Origin of the sequence: Alistipes communis (assembly GCF_006542665.1) — a bacterium.
In the GTDB taxonomy this organism is placed as follows: Bacteria; Bacteroidota; Bacteroidia; order Bacteroidales; family Rikenellaceae; genus Alistipes; species Alistipes communis.
The window spans coordinates 2,891,861-2,911,759 of record NZ_AP019735.1; the positions used below are offsets into that span (position 1 = coordinate 2,891,861).

Consider the following 19,899-nt stretch of genomic DNA (forward strand, 5'->3'; position numbering starts at 1 on the left):
ATCTCCATCCGGAAACGTCTGCGCACAGGCCGCGAAGAACAGGCAAAGTACCGACAGTGCGATCCCCTGCAACCGACAACGAGCTCTTCGCCTCCCGAAGATCGGGCGATTCCCGTCATTATTTCCATGTTCGTTCATCGTTCGTCCGTTTGTGATTACCAAATATCCCATTGGTATATTTCATTCCAAGGGGTAATCTCCATGCGAATGGAGAGCCCGCCGCCTTCATTCAGCTCAATCAATAAATTGAGGGTACGGCCCGCCGGCAATGAAATCCGGTCGCCATCGACCTCTGTCACCGAAGCGAGCAGACGATCCGCCGAACGGGCGGACATCCGTTCATACAGATTCACGATCACCTCGTCCGCCTGCGAATCGGCCTCATCGGTATGAACCAGATTGAACGTTCCGTCGGTCGAGAAATCCCCGTTGTCGCGGAACGTGCCCGTTCTGTGTACATGGGCCGTTCCGGAGATCGGATTCCCCGCAAAATCATAACCGTCGTCGGGTATTTCAACCGTGAAATAATAGAGGTCTTCGGGAGTATTCCGGTCCAATCCCCTGGCGGTGATATGTATCCTCGCATTCTTACGGATCAATGTGATCTCTTCGGAGGCGGCTTCCCCTGTCGGGCCGAGTCGGGCCCGCCCGAAAAACAGATCGTCCGGCGTATGATGAAACGTATCGTCCTCTTCTATCAGCGAAACGGCCCGGTCTTCGATCCGGCTTCCTGCCGCGGGAGAATGGAACCGCTGGCCCGTTCCGGCATTGGCCCAGACAACGGCACGGCAACGGCCGGGCGTACCGTCGGGTAACGGAATCGGCGCACGCTTCATGATCCGCTCTCGGGTTACGGAGATTCGATCGACGAAACGGCCGCCCTGCGAAAACAGGTACAATACGGCACTGCCGGCCTCTCCCGTCTGCGTGATGTCCTGTCCCGTCGCTTCATCCACGATCTTTAACACGACAAATCTCGTTTCCGCTACCGGAAAACAGTCGCTCCGATCCTCACGGATGCAACCGAAAAGCAGCGGAAGGAGCATACCGGACAGGAAAAAGCCCCGCGGCCATCCTCTGCGGAACAGATGTCGAACCGTATTCACCACCGTGTCGTTCAAACGATCTGACCCCGTCCCGAAGAAAGATACTCTTCGGGACGGAATCATCCATTTCCTGCTACCACTCTACGTCCTGGACGAGTTCCGCAGTCCAGTCCTGCGGCTCGACGGTAATATCGAGCGACGCCGGATCGGCCGGGACTTCCGGATTGGAGCTACCGCCTCCCAGACGTTTGAGTTTCACATTGACCGTATAGACATAGTTGCGGCGAATGAAAGTTCCGTCGCTGGATGCTTCGCCTGTTCCCGCCTTGTCGTTGATGCGGAACGGGAAATAGGCGGGCTGCCCGTCATAGGTACCCGCGAGCGTTATGAGCGTGGTATTACCGTCGTCATTGTCGCTGGGCAAGACATAGAAATAACGGTTGGAATAGTCGCTCGCCGATATGGTCTCCGACAGATAAGCCTTTACGGTACTTTTATCTCCCGCCATTCCCCCGTAAAACACATCCGGAGTGTAAGCCGCCGAGGGAAGTCCCATCATGGCCGAACCGCGAGCTTTCATGACGATCACCTTGTTCAGCACGAATTTATCCGGGTCGTGCCCGGGATCCGGAGAAATCGTAACCGTCCCCAATTTGATTTTTGCGGCGATACGGCTGATGGATATGGTTTTCGCAGCGGTGGAATTGGCCGTGAGCGTTACCATATCCTCTCCACTCATGAAAAGTCCGTTCGTTTCCGGAGATTGGGTGTCCAGATCGATCACATTGCCCGCATCGGCGAACCAACTGTAATTGATGCCGTCCGGAAAGGTGACGGAGGAAGGAACGTTCGCCACCACCACGACTCTCTTCTCCCCGGCGAGCAATCCGGAGATCGTCGCGGAGAGACTCGGTGCGGCGAGCGTTTGCCGCTTGTCCAGCGTACCGTTGGCGTTAAACACGAATACCGTCGCATTCTTGACCGTATTTTCGGCCTTTTCCAGCTCATCCGCATCTTCCGGCGGAGCGACGGCTTTGGTGCGGGGCGCCTGACCGTTCAGCGTAACGGTCAGTGAGGCAGTCTCCTCGGAAAGAGTTTTCTCCGTGTCGTCTTTGCTACAAGAGACCGACAACGATGCAGAGGCTAAAATACAGGTGAATATCGCCAAGAGGCCTCTTTTCCCGACATTGATGCTTGTTCCCATAATATAAACTATTTTCGTATAAAAAATAAATACACAGCGAATGCCCGACAACGGCATTCGAACGATGTGCAAAAGTCAGGCAAATCCTTGCTTTCCGACGATTTTTTCGTTTATAGATCTTTTCCACGAAAAACGACAAGCCATGTACGGCTCCACGTCCTACCAGCATCGCGCCGATCCGAATGTTCCGGCGGAAGAGGTGGCGTCGACCGTCGCCGGCTTGACGAACGAGGGCGAGGTGTAACGCCGGAGCGTGTGCGAGGTCAGTGCGGAAACCATCCGCAAGGCCCACGCCGTATGCATGCTGACGGATGCATGCATCGGCGGTTCCGTTCCCCCCCCCTCGAATATTTCCGTCGGAGACCGTAATATCCGTATACCCGAATCCACCCGTAAATTTCCTCTCTGCCGAATACTTTCGCCCAATCCCTTCATTCTCCGCGGCAGACGACGGCCTTCGACGATTTTATACAATACAAAATTGCAATAGGGGACGCCGCCGACAAACAAAATTTCCTGCACCAAGATTTGGTATTTTGATTGACGCGCAATTTTTGTTTTGCGATTTTTGATATATATTTAAAATCAAAGTTATATGAAAGATAATTTAATCGCGAGACAGCTCAGGCGCCTCGGGCTCGCCTATGAAATCCAAAAGGTCGCCAACCCGATTCTGAAAAGAGGGGACACCTCGCAGACAAGCATCTATTACAATGAAATATTGAAGAAATTCGCCGTCTGCGAAAATACGTTCCGCAGTCTGGTGAAACTCAAAGAGGCCGAAAACTTCCCGACGTTGCTCGCCGAGTATCGCAACCGTCAGAAAGCACGGTATCAGGCACGTCTGGAACACCAGCGCAAAAAACGGATAAAGCAGAAATAACGCTTCGCCGCCGCACGTAGGATCAGGGAACATGCTTCTCGAAAAAATATCTCTCCTATCCGGTGCCTCCATTTCGACATCGCTGGCGATGCCGGCAGGAAAATCGCAGCATGGAGAGGGTAGCCCCCTGACGCTGCCGCGAACGGCGAATGACACGACGAAAATCGGGATGCGTTTCCGGAGAAGCATTTCACGCAATGTCCCGAAACGCAACTCGCGCATCCCGACGCTACGGACTTCACTCCGCCGGAACGTTTCTGCACGGAAACGCAGGTTCCGAAAAGAAGAGAGGGTCGGAATTTCAATCCGACCCTCTCCTTGCGTTTATTCCTCTGTCAGGAACCTCGCCAGCAGTTCCGGCAGCGCGACACGGCACGGTTGCAGCCTTTCGAGCTCCGCACGGCCCGCTTCGGTCAGCGAAAAGTACATCTGGCGTTTGTCCTCTTCGCCCAATTTTCGTATCACGAATCCCTTGCCCTCCACCGACCGGATCACCTTCGACGTATTCGAACAGGTCAGCCGGAGCATCTCCGCAATCTCGCCCGACGAGAGTTCCCCATGCCGTGCGAGGCAGCAGAGCAACACTCCCTCGTTCATCGACAGGCGATATTCCCGCTCGAAACACTGTTCGAACTCGGCGATCGCGCGCGACACTTCGCGTATGCGGCAGAGCGTATTCATCGGACTATTTCAACAGATACTCCTCGATCGCCTTTTTGAACGCATCCTTGGGCATCGCGCCCTGCAACATCTGCGGTTTGCCGCTCATCGGAATGAAGAGAATCGACGGGATGCTGCGGATGCCGAATGCCGCCGCCAGGTCGGGCTCCTTCTCGGTATTGACCTTATAGACGACGATCTTGCCTTCGTACTCACCGGCAAGCTCTTCGAGAATCGGAGCCACCATGCGGCAGGGGCCGCACCACGAAGCGTAGAAATCGACGATCGCGGGTTTGTCGCCCAGATACGTCAGCGACGACGACGCATTGGCGTCGGACAGATTGTAGACTTTTTGCTGGAACTGATCCAGCGTTAATTCCTGTACCATAACTTTTTTCGATTTTGATTGTTCTCTCGGTTTCTCTGCATGCGCCGCACCCGCCATAAGGGTCAGTGCGGCCACCAAACTCATTGCTTTCAACATACTTTTCATTTTTTATCGATTCGCGGAGATCATCCTCTTTGCAGACGATCCCTGCCGATTCGTTGCAAAGAGAGTGCAAACTCGTACCTCTCGTTCTTGAAGGTGCATCTCTCCTCCTTTCCACTGCAAAGATACAACAATTTTCCAACAAAACAAATTTCCAATGGAAAATATATGTAAAATAAACGATACTCTTCGCCGCATCGATACAACGTGGCAATTTTTCGTACCCGCTGCAATCGAGAAATCGAGCCGGATCGAACCGGATGCGGGCGAATTTTCAGTCTCCGCCGGATAATATATTTCTATCCCAAATACCCCTTAATATATTTTAACGGACGCTCCGAAGACGACAGCGTCCATCGGCGGCGGAACTCTACGAACTTCGGCGAGCGGCACTCCGCCGCGGAGTGGGGCTTGCCTGCCGGCATCGCACAACGCATCGAACCGCCGCCTCGAAACATCGTCGGGATAGGAATGCAGAGAAGCATTCGGACAAGATGCCTTGCAGCACAACCGCCGTCCGGACTGCGACGGTTCGGCAAAACGAAGCCTCGCACCCGCAACAGAAATCCGGGCCCGCCTTCTCCCCCAAGGGGGGGGGCAGCACGTATCCCCGCAATACGGCCAGAACGAAAAGGCTGCTTCCAAACGAAAAATCGCAGTCTCCCCGTACAACGGGTCGGGGCTGCCCGACGATTTGCAGGCAGCCCCTCCGATACGGCTTTCCGGCCGCAACCTCACCGAAATCCGGCGTCAACGGTTGCGGTACATCTCCTCATAGTATTTTTCGTACTCGCCGGAGGTGATGTTGTCCATCCACTCCTGGTTGTCGAGATACCAGCGTACCGTCTTCTCGATTCCCTCCTCGAATTGCAGCGAGGGTTCCCAGCCCAATTCATCCTTCAACTTGCGCGAGTCGATCGCATAGCGCAGATCGTGTCCCGCGCGGTCGGTCACGTAGGTAATCAAATGCTCCGACGCACCTTCCGAACGCCCCAGCAGCCGGTCGACCGTGCGGATCACCACGCGGATCAGGTCGATGTTGCGCCACTCGTTGAACCCTCCGATATTATAGGTGTCGCCGACCTTTCCGCGATGGAAAATCGTATCGATGGCACGTGCGTGGTCGACCACGTAAAGCCAGTCGCGGACGTTTTCACCCCTGCCGTAGACGGGTAGCGGCTTTCCGTGGCGGATATTGTTGATGAACAGCGGAATCAGTTTTTCGGGGAACTGGTAGGGCCCGTAGTTGTTGGAACAGTTCGTCACCAGCGTCGGCATTCCGTAGGTATCGTGGAACGCCCGCACGAAATGGTCGGACGAAGCTTTCGATGCCGAGTAGGGCGAATGCGGATCGTATTTGGTCGTCTCCGTAAAGAGCGTGCCGTCGAACTGCAATGCGCCGTAAACCTCGTCGGTCGAGATATGGTAGAAGAGTTTCCCCGCCCAATCGCCGTCCCAGCAGACCCGGGCCGCCTGCAACAGCGAGAGCGTACCCATGACATTGGTGCGCGCGAAGGTAAAGGGATCCTTGATCGAACGGTCGACGTGCGACTCGGCGGCCAGATGGATCACGCCGTCGATCCGGTACTTGCGGAAAATGGCGAGCACCTGCTCGTAATCGCAGATGTCGCACCGCTCGAAACGGTAGTTCTCGGCCTGCTCGATGTCTTTCAGGTTGGCCAGATTCCCCGCATAAGTCAACTTGTCGAGATTGACGATGCGGTAGTCGGGGTATTTGGTGACGAAAAGCCGCACGACATGGCTCCCGATAAAACCGGCGCCGCCCGTTATCAAAATGTTCCGTGACATAAAAATCCTGTTTTGTACGAGTCCGCCCGAAGAGATTCCCCATCGGCGGGAAATCTCTCCGGGCGAAATAGCACTCCGTTTACTTGCCGATCAGCGCTTTCAGCTCGACGGGATTGTTCGTCGTGATGAAATCCACGCCCAAGTCGAGCATCGCCTGCATATCCTCCTCCTTGTTGACGGTCCAGACGTTGACCTTCAACCCGAGGTCGTGCGCCTGCTTCACCCATTCGGGGTGCTTTTTGATGACTTTCAGGCTGTAATCCAATCCGTTCATGCCGGCCTTCTTCAACTCGGCGGGCGACTTTTCTCCGTTGAGGTAGTAGACTACGGCCTTGCGGTCGGCCTTGCGTATCTGCTCGCAGATGTTCCAGCTGAACGAGATGTACTCCACGCGTTTTTCCAGCCCCAGCTCCTCGACCATTGCCATCGTCTTGGCCACGATCTCGTTTTCGCGTTCGGGCGTGGGATGTTTCTTGATCTCCAAAATCAGCTGCGTCGACGGATCGCTCTTTCCTGCAAGCAGATATTCGCGCAGCGTCGGCACCTTCTCGCCGTTGCCCAGCAGCGTATTGCGCACCTTGTCGAAGGTCGATTCCTGGATGACGAGATCCTTCACCACGGGATGCTTCGAACCGTGTACCACCACGATCGAATCGTCGGCCGTAAAGTTGATGTCGAACTCACTGCCGTAGATACCGAAATTCATGGCGTTGTCGATCGCCTTGATCGAGTTTTCGAACGCCCCCGGCGTATTCCAGTATCCGCGGTGCGCGATCACGATGTTCTTGGCCGTGCGGGGCGCAGGTTTGTACTTCTTGGCTTCGGCATTGCCGCCTGCCAGCAACAGCATCAGCAGGCTCATCATCATTACTTTCATGATCTATAAGTTTTTAAGGTTTTTCATACATACTTTGAGCGACTCCATCCAATGGGGTATCCCCACCCCGAACGTCGTCTTGATCTTGCTCTTGTCAAGCACCGAATAGGCCGGGCGCTCGACTTTCGACGGATATTCCGACGAGTGGCAGGGTTCGATCGTGCATTGCGTGTGGCCCGCCTCGGCGGCAATGGCGTGGGCGAAGTCGTACCACGAGCAGACCCCCTCGTTCGAAAAGTGGTAGACGCCTTCGCGGCCGGCATAGGCCCCGCTCTCGACGATGTCGAAGATCGTCCGCGCCAGATCGCCGGCATAGGTCGGCGTCCCCGTCTGATCGAACACCACCGTCAGACGGTCGCGTTCGGCCGTAAGGCGCAGCATCGTTTTGAGAAAGTTGTGCCCGAACTCCGAATAAAGCCATGCTGTTCTGATAATAAGCGATTTGCATCCGCTGTGTTCGACCTCCGCTTCACCCGCCAGCTTCGTCCGGCCGTAAACGCCGAGCGGGTGCGTTTCGCACATCTCGTTGTAGGGCCGGTTGGCGTCGCCCGAAAAGACGTAGTCGGTCGAAACGTGGATCAGCGTGGCGTCCGCAGCCGCAGCCGCACGTGCCAGATTACCCACCGCCAGCCGGTTGATCCGATCGGCTGTCGCCTCGTCCTCCTCGGCCCGATCGACGTTGGTGTAGGCGGCGCAGTTGACGATCACGTCGATCCGCCCGTCGCACACCGCCCGCCGGACGGCTTCCTCGTCGGTAATATCCAGCTCCGCCACGTCCGTAAAACGATATTCGTTCCGCGACGTCGCTCCCAACAGCCGCATGGCGCTCCCCAACTGTCCGTTGGCACCCGTTACGAGAATCCTACGCATAATAGTCCGTATTATAATCGAACAACTCCTTGCACTCGGCCAGCGTCGGGTGACAGCTGTCCTTCGGCGAGAGGATCACCTCCTCGGGGCGCAGCCGCCAGTCGATCCCGATCGCGGGGTCGTTCCAGGCGATCGCCCCCTCGCTTTCGGGAGCATAGAGGTTGTCGCATTTATATTGGAATACCGCCTCATCGCTCAGCACCGAAAAACCGTGGGCGAACCCGCGCGGAACGAAGAACTGACGTTTGTTCTCTGCCGTCAGCTCCACGGCGACATGACGGCCGAAGGTGGGCGAGCCGCGGCGGATGTCGACCGCCACGTCCAGCACCTTACCCTTCACCACGCGCACCAGTTTCGACTGAGCGGCGCGGCCGCACTGGAAGTGCAGCCCCCGCAACACGCCGAATTTCGATTTCGATTCGTTGTCCTGTACGAAACGCACGGGACGCACGGCGGCGTCGAAACGCGTCTGATTGTAACTTTCGAAAAAGTAACCCCGATCGTCACCGAATACGTCCGGCTCGATAATCACCACTCCTTCGATCTCTGTTTGAATGATTTTCACGTTCTATCTAAACTGACGATACGGCCGCAAGGGCCGCATCCGGTTCAACGGTCTATCTGTTCCAGCTGTTTCAGAAGATACTGCCCGTAGGGGTTTTTCGCCATGGGCTGCGCCAGCTCGCGCACCTTTTCGGCCGTGATCCACCCCTGGCGGAAGGCGATATCTTCCAGGCAGGCGATCTTCAATCCCTGCCGCTTCTCGATGACCTCCACAAAGATCGACGCCTCGGCCAGCGAGTCGTGCGTCCCCGTATCGAGCCATGCGAAGCCCTGCGAAAGCGTCTGCACTTTCAACTCGCCGGCTTGCAGGAACTCCTGGTTAACGGTAGTGATTTCCAACTCACCGCGCGCCGACGGCTTGATCCGCTTGGCGACGTCGACCACCTTGTTCGGATAGAAATAGAGCCCCACGACAGCATAGTTCGATTTCGGCTCCTTGGGCTTCTCCTCGATCGACAGGCAATTGCCCTCCCTGTCGAATTCGGCCACGCCGTAACGCTCGGGGTCTTTCACCCAATATCCGAACACCGTAGCCTTCCCCCCTTCGGCGGTGCGGACAGCCTCGCGGAGCATTTCGGAGAAGCCCGCGCCGTAGAAGATATTGTCTCCCAGCACCAGACAGGCCGTATCGTCGCCGATGAATCGTTCACCGATCAGGAACGCCTGCGCCAGCCCGTCGGGCGAGGGTTGTTCGGCATATTCCAAACGGATGCCGTAGTCCGAACCGTCGCCCAGCAACCGCCGGAATCCCGGCAGATCCTGCGGGGTGGAGATCACCAGAATATCCCTGATTCCGGCCAGCATCAGCACCGAAATAGGGTAGTAGACCATCGGTTTGTCGTAGATCGGCAGCAGTTGTTTGCTGACTCCTTTGGTAATGGGATACAATCGGGTGCCCGATCCTCCCGCCAATACGATTCCTTTCATTCAGGTATGGGTTTTACGTCTCTGTCAAGCTGTTCTCTCCTCTTCCAGTTCCCGGTCGTATATCTCGAAGCGGGAGTTCTGCGAATGATACTCCGGAACGATGCGTTTCATCAGCCGCACGACGTTCGGAATATCGAACTCGCGCGCCAGCCGTTCCAGCTCCTCGACGTCGCGGCACGCCTCCTCGTAATCGTATTCGCGCACCTTGGCGATGCGGATCTTCTCGTGTGCGGTCGGCAGGGTATTTTCCGTATTGCTCAGCACCTCTTCGTAGAGTTTCTCGCCCGGACGCAGTCCCGTGTAGACGATCCGGATGTCCTGATCGACCCGGAAACCCGCCAGTGCAATCATCCGCCGGGCCAGTTCGGCGATCTTGACGCACTCGCCCATATCGAAGACGAAGATCGTATTGCCGCGGCCGATCGTCGCGGCCTCCATCACCAGCCGGCACGCCTCGGGAATCGTCATGAAGTAGCGCCGGATCTCGGGATGCGTCACCGTCACGGGGCCGCCGTGTTCGATCTGCTCGCGGAAACGCGGGATGACCGAACCGTTCGACCCCAGCACGTTGCCGAAGCGGGTGGTGATGAACTGCGTGCGCCCTTCGATCCGCCCGCTTACGATCGCCTGTCCGAGACTCTGTACATAGATTTCGGCCAACCGTTTGGTACAGCCCATGACGTTGGTCGGATTCACGGCCTTGTCCGTCGAAATCATTACCATCTTCTCCACGCCGTAGCAAATGCAACGGTCCGCCACGTTGCGCGATCCGACGACGTTGACCAGCACCGCTTCGCAGGGATTCTCCTCCATGAGCGGCACGTGCTTGTAGGCCGCGGCATGGAATACCACCTGGGGCCGATAGGTACGGAAGACGAAATCCAGCCGTTTCGGAATCCGCACGTCGCCGATCACGGGGACGAATTTCAGATCGGGAAAACGATCCTCCATTTCGAGGCGTATCTCGTGCATCGGCGTCTCGGCGTTGTCGAACAGGATCAGCTGCCGGATGCCGAACGTCGCCAATTGGCGGCACAGCTCCGATCCGATCGAACCGGCAGCACCCGTCACCAGCACGGTTTTGTCGCGGAAATTGTCCATAATCTCGCCCAGCGAAATCTTTATCTCCTCGCGTCCCAGCAGGTCTTCGATCTTGATGTCGCGGATACCGCCCTGATGCGCCAGTTTCCCGTCGACGATCTCGTCGATCGGCGGGGCGATCAACACCTTGACGCCGTGCGTCACGCAATATTTGATCAGGCGGTCTGACTCGGCCTTCGCATTGGCGTAGTTGCCGAAAAGAATGGCTTCGATTCCGAACTTGTCGAGCACGTATTCGATATTCTCCTCCGTCTCGAAATAATAAACCGGCCGTTCGGCGATCTCGTAATATTTGAGCCGGCGGCCGTAGGTGATGAATCCGCACATGTCGTAATGCGGCGAGTTCTGCAACCGCATGACGAGCGCCACCTCCTTCGACTCGACACCGTAGACCAGCGTACGGATACGGTTCGTCCGCCGGATGTGCGAGAGGATGATCGCATCGTAAAGCAGAATCATCAGCACGCGCACCGTAATGAGCATACAAACCGTCACGAACAGATCCAGCACCACGCAGAGACCGATCGCCTTGAAGGTCATCCCGTCGGGCCAGAACCACAGTATGAGGAGCATCAGCAGCTCTTTGAGCAGGGTAGCGGCCCCGAGCTTCCATACTTCGCGCAGCGACGAATGGCGGATGACGGTACGGTAGGTACGGAAAATATAGAATGCGACGGCGCTGCAAAAGAACGCCGACACCAGCAAAAACAGATAATGAAGCAGGGAAAAGCCGGAATTCCTGACGAAATAATCGATACCCAGAAAAGCGACCAACGTCGCCGTGGCGGATACCGCGAGATCGATGGCCAAAATCAACCACGACCGGATATAACTGCCGTCCAGATGCAGCCTTTTAACCAAAGAGAAAAACATGAATATGAATCGGTTTCGCTGTCGTTTGCAACTTCACTTAAATACATTCGCCGGAGTACGGCATCCCTGCCGTTCCGGAAGCGGACGGCGTCATACTTCTTTCACGCGCTTTTTCAAAGCGCGCCACGGAACGCTCCGCCTACGGATCACAAAGGTAGGACTTTTTCCCGAACTAACAAACTTATTTCACAGTCGTTTCGCCCGTCGCAAACGCCGCAAAGCCCATGCCGCGACCGGAGCGGAACCGGCGAATCACGCCTCCGCGAACCATTTCGTTAAGCCGAGTGCAGAGTCGAACGAAGTTCGGACTATGCCGAGGCGAGAAATGGACGAAAGAAATTCAACCGAAAACCGCCGCCGCGAGGAGATTTTTCGTAAGAAATGCTTCCCTTCGTCCCGGCATAATCAAAAAGGTTGCTTCTGCACTCGACTTTCCCTATCTTTGACTCCGTCTTAGATACTCCTGCTCGGCAATGTTCAAATAAATTTGACATTACCCACACTTATTCGTATCTTTGTGTTTCGTATCGCACAACCGCCGCCAAACGAAGCGCGTTTTCGTTAAGCCGAGTGCAGCACCGAACTCGTTCGGGTTATGCCGGGGCGAGAAAATGTCCGTTGAAAACAAACCTAAATACTACGTCATTATGTGGAAATTTCTACAACCGGCAGCACACAAACCCGAACTGCCCGCCGAAAAGGTCGACAAAGAGTACTCCCGCCTGCGCCGTCAGGTATTCTGGGGTATCTTCATCGGCTATGCCGGCTACTACCTCGTACGCAAGAACTTCTCGATCGCCATGCCGGCGCTCGAATCCATGGGCTACGACAAGGCCGACCTGGGCTGGGCGCTCTCGGCCGTGTCGATCGCCTACGGTATCAGCAAATTCGTCATGGGCACGGTCTCCGACCGCAGCAACGCCCGCGTCTTCATCCCGCTGGGATTGATCGCCTCGGCGCTCATCATGATCTTCATGGGCGTGCTGCCATGGGGGTCGATCTCGATTCCCGTCGCCATCATGGCGATGTTCTGCCTGCTGTTCGTCAACGGCTGGATGCAGGGCATGGGCTGGCCCCCCTGCGGGCGTGTCATGACGCACTGGTTCTGCACCAAGGAACGCGGCGTGAAGATGTCGGTGTGGAACGTGGCGCACAACATCGGCGGAGCGGCGATGGCTCCGCTCGCCGCATTCGGTATTACGTTGGGGTACACGCTTTTCGGAGACCCGCTGGGCGGCGCTTTCTATGTTCCGGCACTCGTCGCGCTGGCGATCGCCGTAATCGCCTATCTCATGGTGCGCGATACGCCGCAATCGTGCGGCCTCCCGCCCATCGAGATTTGGAAACACGAAACCAAGCAATACTCCGCCTCGAACGAGAAGGAGATGACCGTGCGGCAGATTCTATTCGAAAATGTATTGAATAACAAACTATTGTGGCTCATCGCCTTCGCCAACGCCTTCATCTACTTCGTCCGCTACGGCGTGCTCGACTGGGCGCCTTCCTATCTGACGACCTCCGTCGCCGACGGGGGCAAGGGCATGGCGCTCGACGGCAGCAGTTGGTCGTACTTCATCTTCGAGATCGCCGGCATCTTCGGCACGATCCTCTGCGGCTGGCTCTCGGACAAGGTCTTCAAGGGACGCCGCGCCCCGGCCACGATCATCTACATGGCGCTGGTCATGGTGGCCGTCTACGTCTACTGGCAGAGCCGCTCCGAACTGGTGACCAACGTCGCCATGGGGACGATCGGCTTCCTGATCTACGGCCCCGTCATGCTCATCGGCGTCTCGGCGCTCGACCTGGTGCCGAAGAAGGCCGCCGGCACCGCCGCCGGTTTCACCGGCCTGTTCGGCTACCTGATCGGTTCGGCGTTCCTGGCCAACATCGGCATGGGCTACATCTTCCAGCATTTCGGCTGGGACGGCGGCTTCATCGCCCTGATCGGCGCCTGCGTCCTGTCGATCGGATTCAGCGCCTCGACATGGAACCGCGAGAAACAGTACATCGCTTAAACTTACATAGATTGAAATGACCAAAAAGATTCTCTTACTGGGCTCCGGAGAACTGGGCAAGGAGTTCGTGATCGCCGCCAAGCGGCTGGGACAATACGTGGTGGCCTGCGACTCGTATGCAGGCGCACCGGCCATGCAGGTGGCCGACGCCTGCGAGGTCTTCGACATGCTCGACGGCGACCGACTGGAAGCCGTCGTGGCGAAGTACGATCCAGACATCATCGTTCCCGAAATCGAGGCGATCCGTACCGAACGGCTCTACGCCTGCGAGGAGCGGGGCATCCAGGTCGTGCCGAGCGCGCGTGCAGTCAACTTCACGATGAACCGCAAGTCGATCCGCGACCTGGCCGCCGAAGAGTTGGGGCTGAAAACAGCGAAATACTTCTACGCCAAGTCGTTCGACGAACTGAAAGCCGCCGCCGAACGGATCGGTTTCCCGTGCGTCGTCAAGCCGCTGATGTCCTCCTCGGGCAAAGGGCAGTCGCTGGTGCGCACCCCCGACGAACTGGAACACGCCTGGGAATACGGGTGCAGCGGCAGCCGCGGCGACATCCGCGAACTCATCATCGAGGAGTTCATCCCCTTCGACAGCGAGATCACGCTGCTCACCGTCACGCAGCAGAACGGCCCCACGCTCTTTTGCCCGCCGATCGGCCATGTCCAGAAGGGCGGCGACTACCGCGAGAGTTTCCAGCCCGCCCCCATCTCGCCCGAGCATCTGGCCGAAGCACAGGCGATGGCCGCCAAAGTCACGCAGGCATTGACCGGCGCGGGACTGTGGGGCGTGGAGTTCTTCCTCAGCCACGACAAGGGCGTCTACTTCTCGGAGCTGTCGCCGCGTCCGCACGACACGGGTATGGTGACGCTTGCCGGTACGCAGAATCTCAACGAATTCGAACTGCACTGCCGCGCCGTACTCGGCCTGCCGATCCCGCGCATCACACTCGAACACACCGGCGCCAGCGCCGTCATCCTCTCGCCGATCGCAAGCAGGGAACAGCCTCGTTACCGGGGCGAAGAGGAGGTCTGCCGCGAGGAGAACACCGACCTGCGCATTTTCGGCAAGCCCTCGACCAAGCTCAACCGCCGCATGGGCGTCGTCGTCCGCTACGACGCGCTCGACGCCGACCTCGACGCACTGCGCGACAAAACCAAAGCCGCAGCCGCCAAGGTCGAGGTCTACTGACCTCCGACGGTCGGTTCTCAACATGGAAAACGGGGTTGCATCCGAGAAGATGCAACCCCGTTCCACTAAAAATGAGGATTCTATTTATTTCCGTTCGCCCGAGCAGCGACGCTCTACCGAACGCCGGAGCCTGAGCTCGATCAGAAATTCGAAGAAGATAAACAGTCCCATCATCAACACGATAAGTGCTATTATCTGAAAGCCGAGAACATCTCTGTTTATGCCGGAGGCTTGCAAAAGACTGTTTTTCATTATTTCCAATCCAATATAGCCTCCCAATCCCCCTCCAAAGACCGCCATGCCGACCCGCAGGAACCAGAGGTTGCCGGCGCTGCGCCTCTGACGTTCGATCTCGATCTCGGCATCCACGCGCCGGATGTCGGCCAACTGCTCGGGCGTCATACGTTCCAACATCGTCATGCTCTCGCGCCGACGCCCCCATTCGCGGTAGATAAAATAACCGACGATCCCGAAAGCGACGCCCATCCACATAATCTGTTCGAGGACTTCTTTTATTTGATATCCGACACTCATAACATTATTGTTTTATAGGTTAATAACAAATTTCATCTATTAGACAGCTTCAATCGCAAAAGGTTACAGCCTGTGCAGAATTTCCGTCGCCCGGTCGCCGCAGGCGACCATCATCGCCGCAACGGCTCCCGCCAGAATCGCCAAGACCTGCAACGCCCCCTCCGGCGAATCGACCGACCGCAGGCAGACGAACGCCACGACCATCACCGCCGCGACGGCAACCGCGCAGTAGCAAGCCATTGCCGCGATCGCCCGGCGTTCACGCCGCCGCCGGTCCCGCAGGATGACCTGCGCCATAACGCGCGTTTCCAGTCCGACGGGAACCTCCCGCCGGAGAGCGGCGGCGCGGATCAGTTCCGCCAGCCGCTCGTCGCTGATTCGCTTCTTCTCCATATCTCACTCCTCCATATAGTGTCTCAGCCGCCCGCGCAGCCGGTGCAACCGCACCTTCACGTTGGACAGCGTCAGATTCATGATTTGCGCGATCTCGGCCAACGACCGCTCCTCTTCGTAAAAGAGCGTCACCAACACCCGCTCGTCGGGACGAAGCCGTTCCAACGCACGGCGCATCCGCACGACCGTCTCCTCGTCGAACCGTCCGGCGGACGATTCCTCGGCCACCGCACAGGATTCGGCATCGATACGGTCGTAAGCCCTGCGGCGGCATTCGCCTGCGGCGCGGTTGTAGGCGATGCGATAGAGCCACGTGCCGAAAGCGCTCGCACCCCGAAATCCGTCGAGATGCTCATACGCGCGGATAAAAGCCTCCTGCGTGACATCTTCGGCCCGCTGCGCATCGCGCACCATGGCCAGCGCCAAGGCGTAGATCCTCCCCGAATAACGGTTCACCAGTTCGCCGAACGCCTCTGCGTCGCCGGTCTGTACACGCCGCACAATCTCCATATCGGTCGGGGTCTCCATTCTTCGGATCGCAATTCATCCGTTAGATACAAAAATAACGGAAAAGTTACAAAAAGAGCGGGATTTTCGATCCCGCTCTTTCCTATGCCGTTTGTGGCCGTCGCCGACCGTACCTCCGGACGAACAGCGTCAGCATCACGAATCCCAACAGCGCGAATCCGACGCCGGGCAACGCCGAATATTCGTAGCCCAGACCGTATTCGATCGGCAAGCCGCCGCAGTACGCGCCCAAGGCATTTCCCAGGTTGAACGCCACCTGAATCAACGCCGCTCCCAACATCTGACCGCCGGGTGCATTTTCCAAGATCAACACCTGTTGCGGTGACGAGACGGCGAAAAGCATCGTCGTACAAACGACCGTCAACGTCAGCGCCGCCCAGCGGTTCGCCGCGAGGAAGAGGATAAGCGCCAACGCCACGACGGCGATTCCCTGAGCGAAACGCGCCACCCGTTCGGGCGTATAGCGATCCGACAATCCGCCGCTGACGAGATTGCCCACGAACATGCCCAGCCCCGCGAGCAGGATGACCAACGTCATCGCTTCCGGCGAGAATCCCGCGACACGGATCATCAGCGGGCTGACGTAACTGTACATGCAGAAGATACCGCCGTTACCGAACATCGTCGCCAGGATGATGAGCCACGGCGCCCGATTCCGCAGGAAGGCGAACTGCCCCTTCAATCCGCGGCTGTCGGCCACAGGCTCCATCCACGGTACCCAGCGCCAAAGGAAAAAAGCCGTCACCGCACCCCAGACGCCGGCGATGCAGAACAGTGCCCGCCACGACAACAGGTGGCTGACCAGCGTTCCCAGCGGCACGCCGAAGAGATTGGCCACCGTCATGCCGGCGATCATCACCGCCACGGCCTGTGCGCTCCGGCCCGGACCGGCTACCCGTGCCGCAACGATCGACCCGACCCCGAAATAGGCTCCGTGCGGCAGCCCCGACACGAACCGCATCGCCAGCAGCACACCGTAATTCGGAGCGAACGCTGCACAGAGGTTCCCCGCCACCATCAGCCCCGCCAATGCGAGCAGTATCTGTTTCAACGGCCGCGTATGCGCCACGGCGACCGTCAGCGGCGCACCGACGCAAACCCCCAGCGCATAGGCCGAGACCAGATGCCCCGCCTGCGGAATGGAGACGTGCAGTCCCGAAGCGACGAACGTAAGAATACCCATCATGCCGAACTCGGACATCCCGAGTCCCAGCGTACCGAAGGCGAGGGCTACCAGACACTTTTTCATAGCGAGACGAACTTTTCGGGGTGCAAAGATAGTGCAAGACGGAAATGGATAGAGCGGTCGAACCGAATTTTTCCGCTCCTCCCGAAACGCAAATGAAAAAGCGGGCGCCGCATGCGCCCGCTTCCGATAAACAACCCGAAGGTCTTATTTATGAAAATGTACGTTTTTCAACCGTCGTTTTCCCACCTCGGCATAGACCGAACAAATTCGGCTCTGCGCTCGGCTTAATGAAAACGTTGAATTGCATTCTTCGTTTTCCCGCCTCGGCATAGACCGAACAAGTTCGGTTCTGCACTCGGCTTAATGAAAACGTTCCTTGATCGCGTTCGCTGCCTTTTCGAGCAACTCGGCAGGACAGCAGAGCGTGATGCGGATGTAGCGCTTGCCTTCGCTGCCGAAAATCGCGCCCGGCGTGAGGAAGACGTCGCACTTCTCCATCACCTCGTCCGAAAACTGGAACGAGTCGCCCTCGTAGTCCTCCGGCAGCTCGGCCCACACGAACAGACCGGCCTGCCCCGGACGGTATTTGCAACCCAGCGCGTCCAGCAGCGCATAGGCCTGCTTCTCGCGGGCGTAATAGATCTCGTTGAGCTGCGTGAACCACTCCTCGCCCAGTCCGAGCGCCGTAGCGGCTGCGGCTTGAATAGGATAGAACATTCCCGAATCCATGTTGCTGCGGAACGTGAGCACGTCCTTGATCCACTCGGCCTTGCCCAGCAGGACACCCACGCGCCAACCGGCCATAGAATGCCCCTTCGAAAGCGAATTCAGTTCGAGCGCCACCTCTTTCGCACCCGGCACTTGGAAGATACTCAGGCGGTTCTTGTTGCGTACGAAACTGTAAGGATTGTCATGCACGATCAGGATGTTATGCTCGGCGCCGAAAGCCACGATCCGCTCGAAGAGTTCCAGCGTCGGAGTCTGTCCCGTCGGCATGTTGGGATAGTTGACGAGCATCATCTTCACACCGTCCAGTCCGGCCTTCTCGATCGCCTCGAAATCGGGCAGGAAGTCCGTCTGCTTGTTCAGCGCGTAGGTGACCATTTCGCCGCCGGCGAGTTTTACCGCAGCGCTGTAAGTGGGGTAGCCGGGATTGGGTACGAGCACCTTGTCGCCCTCGTTGAGGAAGGTCATGCAGACGTGCATCAGGCCCTCTTTCGAACCGATCAGGGGGTAGACCTCCGTCTTCCAGTCGAGATCCACGCCATAGAACTTCTTGTACCAGTCAGCGAAAGCCTTGCGCAGGATGGGTTCCCCCTGATAGGACATATACTTGTGTACGTCGGGGCGCTGCGCTTCACGGGCCAGCGTGTCGATGACCGTCTGTGCAGGCGGAAGGTCGGGGCTGCCCATGGCCAACTTGATGATTTGACGGCCGGTAGCCGCCTCCGTTTCGGCGATTTCGCGCAAACGACGCGAAAAATAGTACTCGCCGATACCGTCCAGACGATGTGAACGCTCGATAGTTACTCCTTTTCCCATAAGATTCAGTGTGAAATCATTAACAGCACAAAGATAATTAAATTAATTAACATCCCGACACGATTCCGCTACTTATTTTCGATCGGACGGTACACATTCGCCGCCGTTCGTCGTATATTTGCGCCCGTGTTGGGACTGTTCCATATCCTTCTGTTCTGGTTGGCAGGCAATGCAATCGCCTATTTCACAGGAAGCTATATCTCCGGAAACGTGATCGGCATGGTATTGCTTTTCGCCGCGTTGCGCCTGCGGATCGTCAAACCGCACCGCGTACGCCCCGCCGCACGGTTCCTGCTCGGCTCGATGGGCCTCTTTTTCGTTCCCTTCGGCGTGGGACTGATGGTCTCCTACGACCTGATCGCGCGACACCTGTGGGCAATCGCGGTCGCCAGCATCGTCAGCACGCTGCTGGTCCTGCTCAGCGTAGGGTGGACATTCCAGAAAATCGGCCGCAAACCATGATCCGCACCTTCATCGACTCCGACATGTTCCTGCTCACGCTCACCGTAGGACTCTACTGCGGCGGCGTGGCGCTGCACCATCGCCTCCGCCTGGCGATCCTCCACCCGACGCTGCTGGCGTTCGTCGCGCTGATACTCTTTCTGAAAGTCTGCGGCATCGACTACGGCCACTATCGTCAGGCCACCGAAATTCTCGACTTCCTGCTGGGCATGTCGGTCGTCGCGCTGGGATACCTGATGTACGAACAGATCGACCGCCTGCGCGGGCAGGTGCTTCCCATTCTGACTTCGATCGGCGTCGGCTGTACGGTCGGGGTGCTGAGCGTCGTCTATATCGCCCGCGCATTGGGCGCCGACCGCACGATTCTGAACTCCATCGCCCCCAAATCGGTCACCGTGCCGATCGCCGTGGCCATCAGCGAACCGCTCGGCGGAGTAGTGAGCGTCACCTCGGTAGTGGTCTTCCTCGTGGGCATCTTCGGCAGTATCGTCGGCCCGCGCCTGCTGCGCAGATGCGGTATCCGCAACCCCCTGGCGCGCGGGCTGGCGCTCGGTTCGGCCGCCCACGGCATCGGCACGGCGCGCGCCATCGAACTAGGCGCCGTCGAAGGCGCGCTCAGCGGACTGGCGATGGCGCTGATGGGAATCGTCACGGCACTGCTGGTTCCGTTGTTCGAAAAATTCTGTTATTAATTTTTTTTAGTATCAATAAAGTACTACCTTTGTCGAAAATTCGTCATAGGTTAA

At 57.6% G+C, this 19,899-nt stretch carries 20 protein-coding genes and 1 pseudogene; 6 read left to right on the forward strand and 15 right to left on the reverse strand.

All coding sequences use genetic code 11. The annotated features are described in order from the left end of the window. Window positions 1–155: 155 nt before the first annotated feature. On the reverse strand, window positions 156–968 hold the full coding sequence (locus FMF02_RS11775; protein WP_141413279.1) for a FimB/Mfa2 family fimbrial subunit: 813 nt from the start codon (window positions 966–968) through the stop codon (window positions 156–158). Window positions 969–1,179: 211 nt separating this feature from the next. Next, window positions 1,180–2,250: a fimbrial protein gene (locus FMF02_RS11780; protein ID WP_244611577.1), complete on the reverse strand. Its 1,071-nt coding sequence runs from the start codon at window positions 2,248–2,250 to the stop codon at window positions 1,180–1,182. 160 nt (window positions 2,251–2,410) lie between these two features. Here FMF02_RS11780 and FMF02_RS11785 point away from each other — a divergent pair. Continuing rightward, a pseudogene (locus tag FMF02_RS11785) lies at window positions 2,411–2,560 on the forward strand (aldo/keto reductase); the annotation flags it as partial. A 285-nt stretch (window positions 2,561–2,845) separates the two neighbouring features. Further along, on the forward strand, window positions 2,846–3,133 hold the full coding sequence (locus FMF02_RS11790) for a hypothetical protein (protein WP_141413280.1): 288 nt from the start codon (window positions 2,846–2,848) through the stop codon (window positions 3,131–3,133). A 324-nt stretch (window positions 3,134–3,457) separates the two neighbouring features. On the opposite strand, the gene FMF02_RS11795 is transcribed toward FMF02_RS11790, so the two are convergent. The 8 genes from FMF02_RS11795 to FMF02_RS11830 all read right to left on the reverse strand — a co-directional run bounded on the left by FMF02_RS11795 (window position 3,458) and on the right by FMF02_RS11830 (window position 11,304). After that, window positions 3,458–3,814: a MarR family transcriptional regulator gene (locus tag FMF02_RS11795; RefSeq protein ID WP_141413281.1), complete on the reverse strand. Its 357-nt coding sequence runs from the start codon at window positions 3,812–3,814 to the stop codon at window positions 3,458–3,460. 4 nt (window positions 3,815–3,818) lie between these two features. Beyond that, window positions 3,819–4,286 (reverse strand): thioredoxin, encoded by a 468-nt coding sequence (gene trxA / locus FMF02_RS11800; RefSeq protein ID WP_141413282.1) that lies wholly within the window; start codon window positions 4,284–4,286, stop codon window positions 3,819–3,821. Between the two features lie 747 nt (window positions 4,287–5,033). Beyond that, the gene (gene rfbB, locus FMF02_RS11805) at window positions 5,034–6,092 is read right to left on the reverse strand and encodes a dTDP-glucose 4,6-dehydratase (RefSeq protein WP_141413283.1); all 1,059 of its coding nucleotides are present in this window, start codon (window positions 6,090–6,092) and stop codon (window positions 5,034–5,036) included. Window positions 6,093–6,171: 79 nt separating this feature from the next. After that, on the reverse strand, window positions 6,172–6,969 hold the full coding sequence (locus FMF02_RS11810) for a glycerophosphodiester phosphodiesterase (protein WP_227043055.1): 798 nt from the start codon (window positions 6,967–6,969) through the stop codon (window positions 6,172–6,174). Window positions 6,970–6,972: 3 nt separating this feature from the next. Then, window positions 6,973–7,839, reverse strand: coding sequence for a dTDP-4-dehydrorhamnose reductase (gene rfbD / locus FMF02_RS11815; RefSeq protein ID WP_141413284.1), 867 nt, complete (start codon window positions 7,837–7,839; stop codon window positions 6,973–6,975). Continuing rightward, window positions 7,832–8,404 (reverse strand): dTDP-4-dehydrorhamnose 3,5-epimerase, encoded by a 573-nt coding sequence (gene rfbC, locus FMF02_RS11820; RefSeq protein WP_141413285.1) that lies wholly within the window; start codon window positions 8,402–8,404, stop codon window positions 7,832–7,834. Before rfbC ends, rfbD begins: the two co-directional genes overlap by 8 nt. A gap of 44 nt (window positions 8,405–8,448) precedes the next feature. After that, window positions 8,449–9,330: a glucose-1-phosphate thymidylyltransferase RfbA gene (rfbA, locus tag FMF02_RS11825; RefSeq protein WP_141413286.1), complete on the reverse strand. Its 882-nt coding sequence runs from the start codon at window positions 9,328–9,330 to the stop codon at window positions 8,449–8,451. Window positions 9,331–9,354: 24 nt separating this feature from the next. Further along, complete coding sequence (locus FMF02_RS11830) at window positions 9,355–11,304, reverse strand: polysaccharide biosynthesis protein (protein WP_141413287.1); 1,950 nt, start codon at window positions 11,302–11,304, stop codon at window positions 9,355–9,357. Between the two features lie 647 nt (window positions 11,305–11,951). Here FMF02_RS11830 and pgtP point away from each other — a divergent pair. Both pgtP and purT read left to right on the forward strand, forming a co-directional pair. Beyond that, on the forward strand, window positions 11,952–13,319 hold the full coding sequence (gene pgtP / locus FMF02_RS11835) for a phosphoglycerate transporter protein PgtP (RefSeq protein WP_019129553.1): 1,368 nt from the start codon (window positions 11,952–11,954) through the stop codon (window positions 13,317–13,319). 16 nt (window positions 13,320–13,335) lie between these two features. Beyond that, window positions 13,336–14,505 (forward strand): formate-dependent phosphoribosylglycinamide formyltransferase, encoded by a 1,170-nt coding sequence (gene purT / locus FMF02_RS11840; protein ID WP_141413288.1) that lies wholly within the window; start codon window positions 13,336–13,338, stop codon window positions 14,503–14,505. Between the two features lie 84 nt (window positions 14,506–14,589). Here the strand turns inward: purT and FMF02_RS11845 are convergent, their stop codons facing one another. From FMF02_RS11845 to FMF02_RS11865, 5 genes are all read right to left on the reverse strand, one after another. Continuing rightward, window positions 14,590–15,039, reverse strand: a complete 450-nt coding sequence (locus tag FMF02_RS11845; RefSeq protein WP_019129551.1) for a hypothetical protein — start codon at window positions 15,037–15,039, stop codon at window positions 14,590–14,592. 63 nt (window positions 15,040–15,102) lie between these two features. Continuing rightward, a complete protein-coding gene (locus FMF02_RS11850; protein WP_019129550.1) occupies window positions 15,103–15,432 on the reverse strand; it encodes a hypothetical protein in 330 nt (109 codons plus the stop codon). A gap of 3 nt (window positions 15,433–15,435) precedes the next feature. Continuing rightward, the gene (locus FMF02_RS11855; RefSeq protein WP_141413289.1) at window positions 15,436–15,960 is read right to left on the reverse strand and encodes an RNA polymerase sigma factor; all 525 of its coding nucleotides are present in this window, start codon (window positions 15,958–15,960) and stop codon (window positions 15,436–15,438) included. An 82-nt stretch (window positions 15,961–16,042) separates the two neighbouring features. Then, window positions 16,043–17,209: an MFS transporter AraJ gene (gene araJ, locus FMF02_RS11860; protein WP_141413290.1), complete on the reverse strand. Its 1,167-nt coding sequence runs from the start codon at window positions 17,207–17,209 to the stop codon at window positions 16,043–16,045. Between the two features lie 300 nt (window positions 17,210–17,509). Further along, on the reverse strand, window positions 17,510–18,691 hold the full coding sequence (locus FMF02_RS11865) for a pyridoxal phosphate-dependent aminotransferase (protein WP_141413291.1): 1,182 nt from the start codon (window positions 18,689–18,691) through the stop codon (window positions 17,510–17,512). A gap of 126 nt (window positions 18,692–18,817) precedes the next feature. Here FMF02_RS11865 and FMF02_RS11870 point away from each other — a divergent pair, with 126 nt between their 5' ends. Beyond that, on the forward strand, window positions 18,818–19,153 hold the full coding sequence (locus tag FMF02_RS11870; protein WP_026074726.1) for a CidA/LrgA family protein: 336 nt from the start codon (window positions 18,818–18,820) through the stop codon (window positions 19,151–19,153). Then, complete coding sequence (locus FMF02_RS11875) at window positions 19,150–19,845, forward strand: LrgB family protein (protein ID WP_141413292.1); 696 nt, start codon at window positions 19,150–19,152, stop codon at window positions 19,843–19,845. Before FMF02_RS11870 ends, FMF02_RS11875 begins: the two co-directional genes overlap by 4 nt. Window positions 19,846–19,899: the final 54 nt, after the last annotated feature.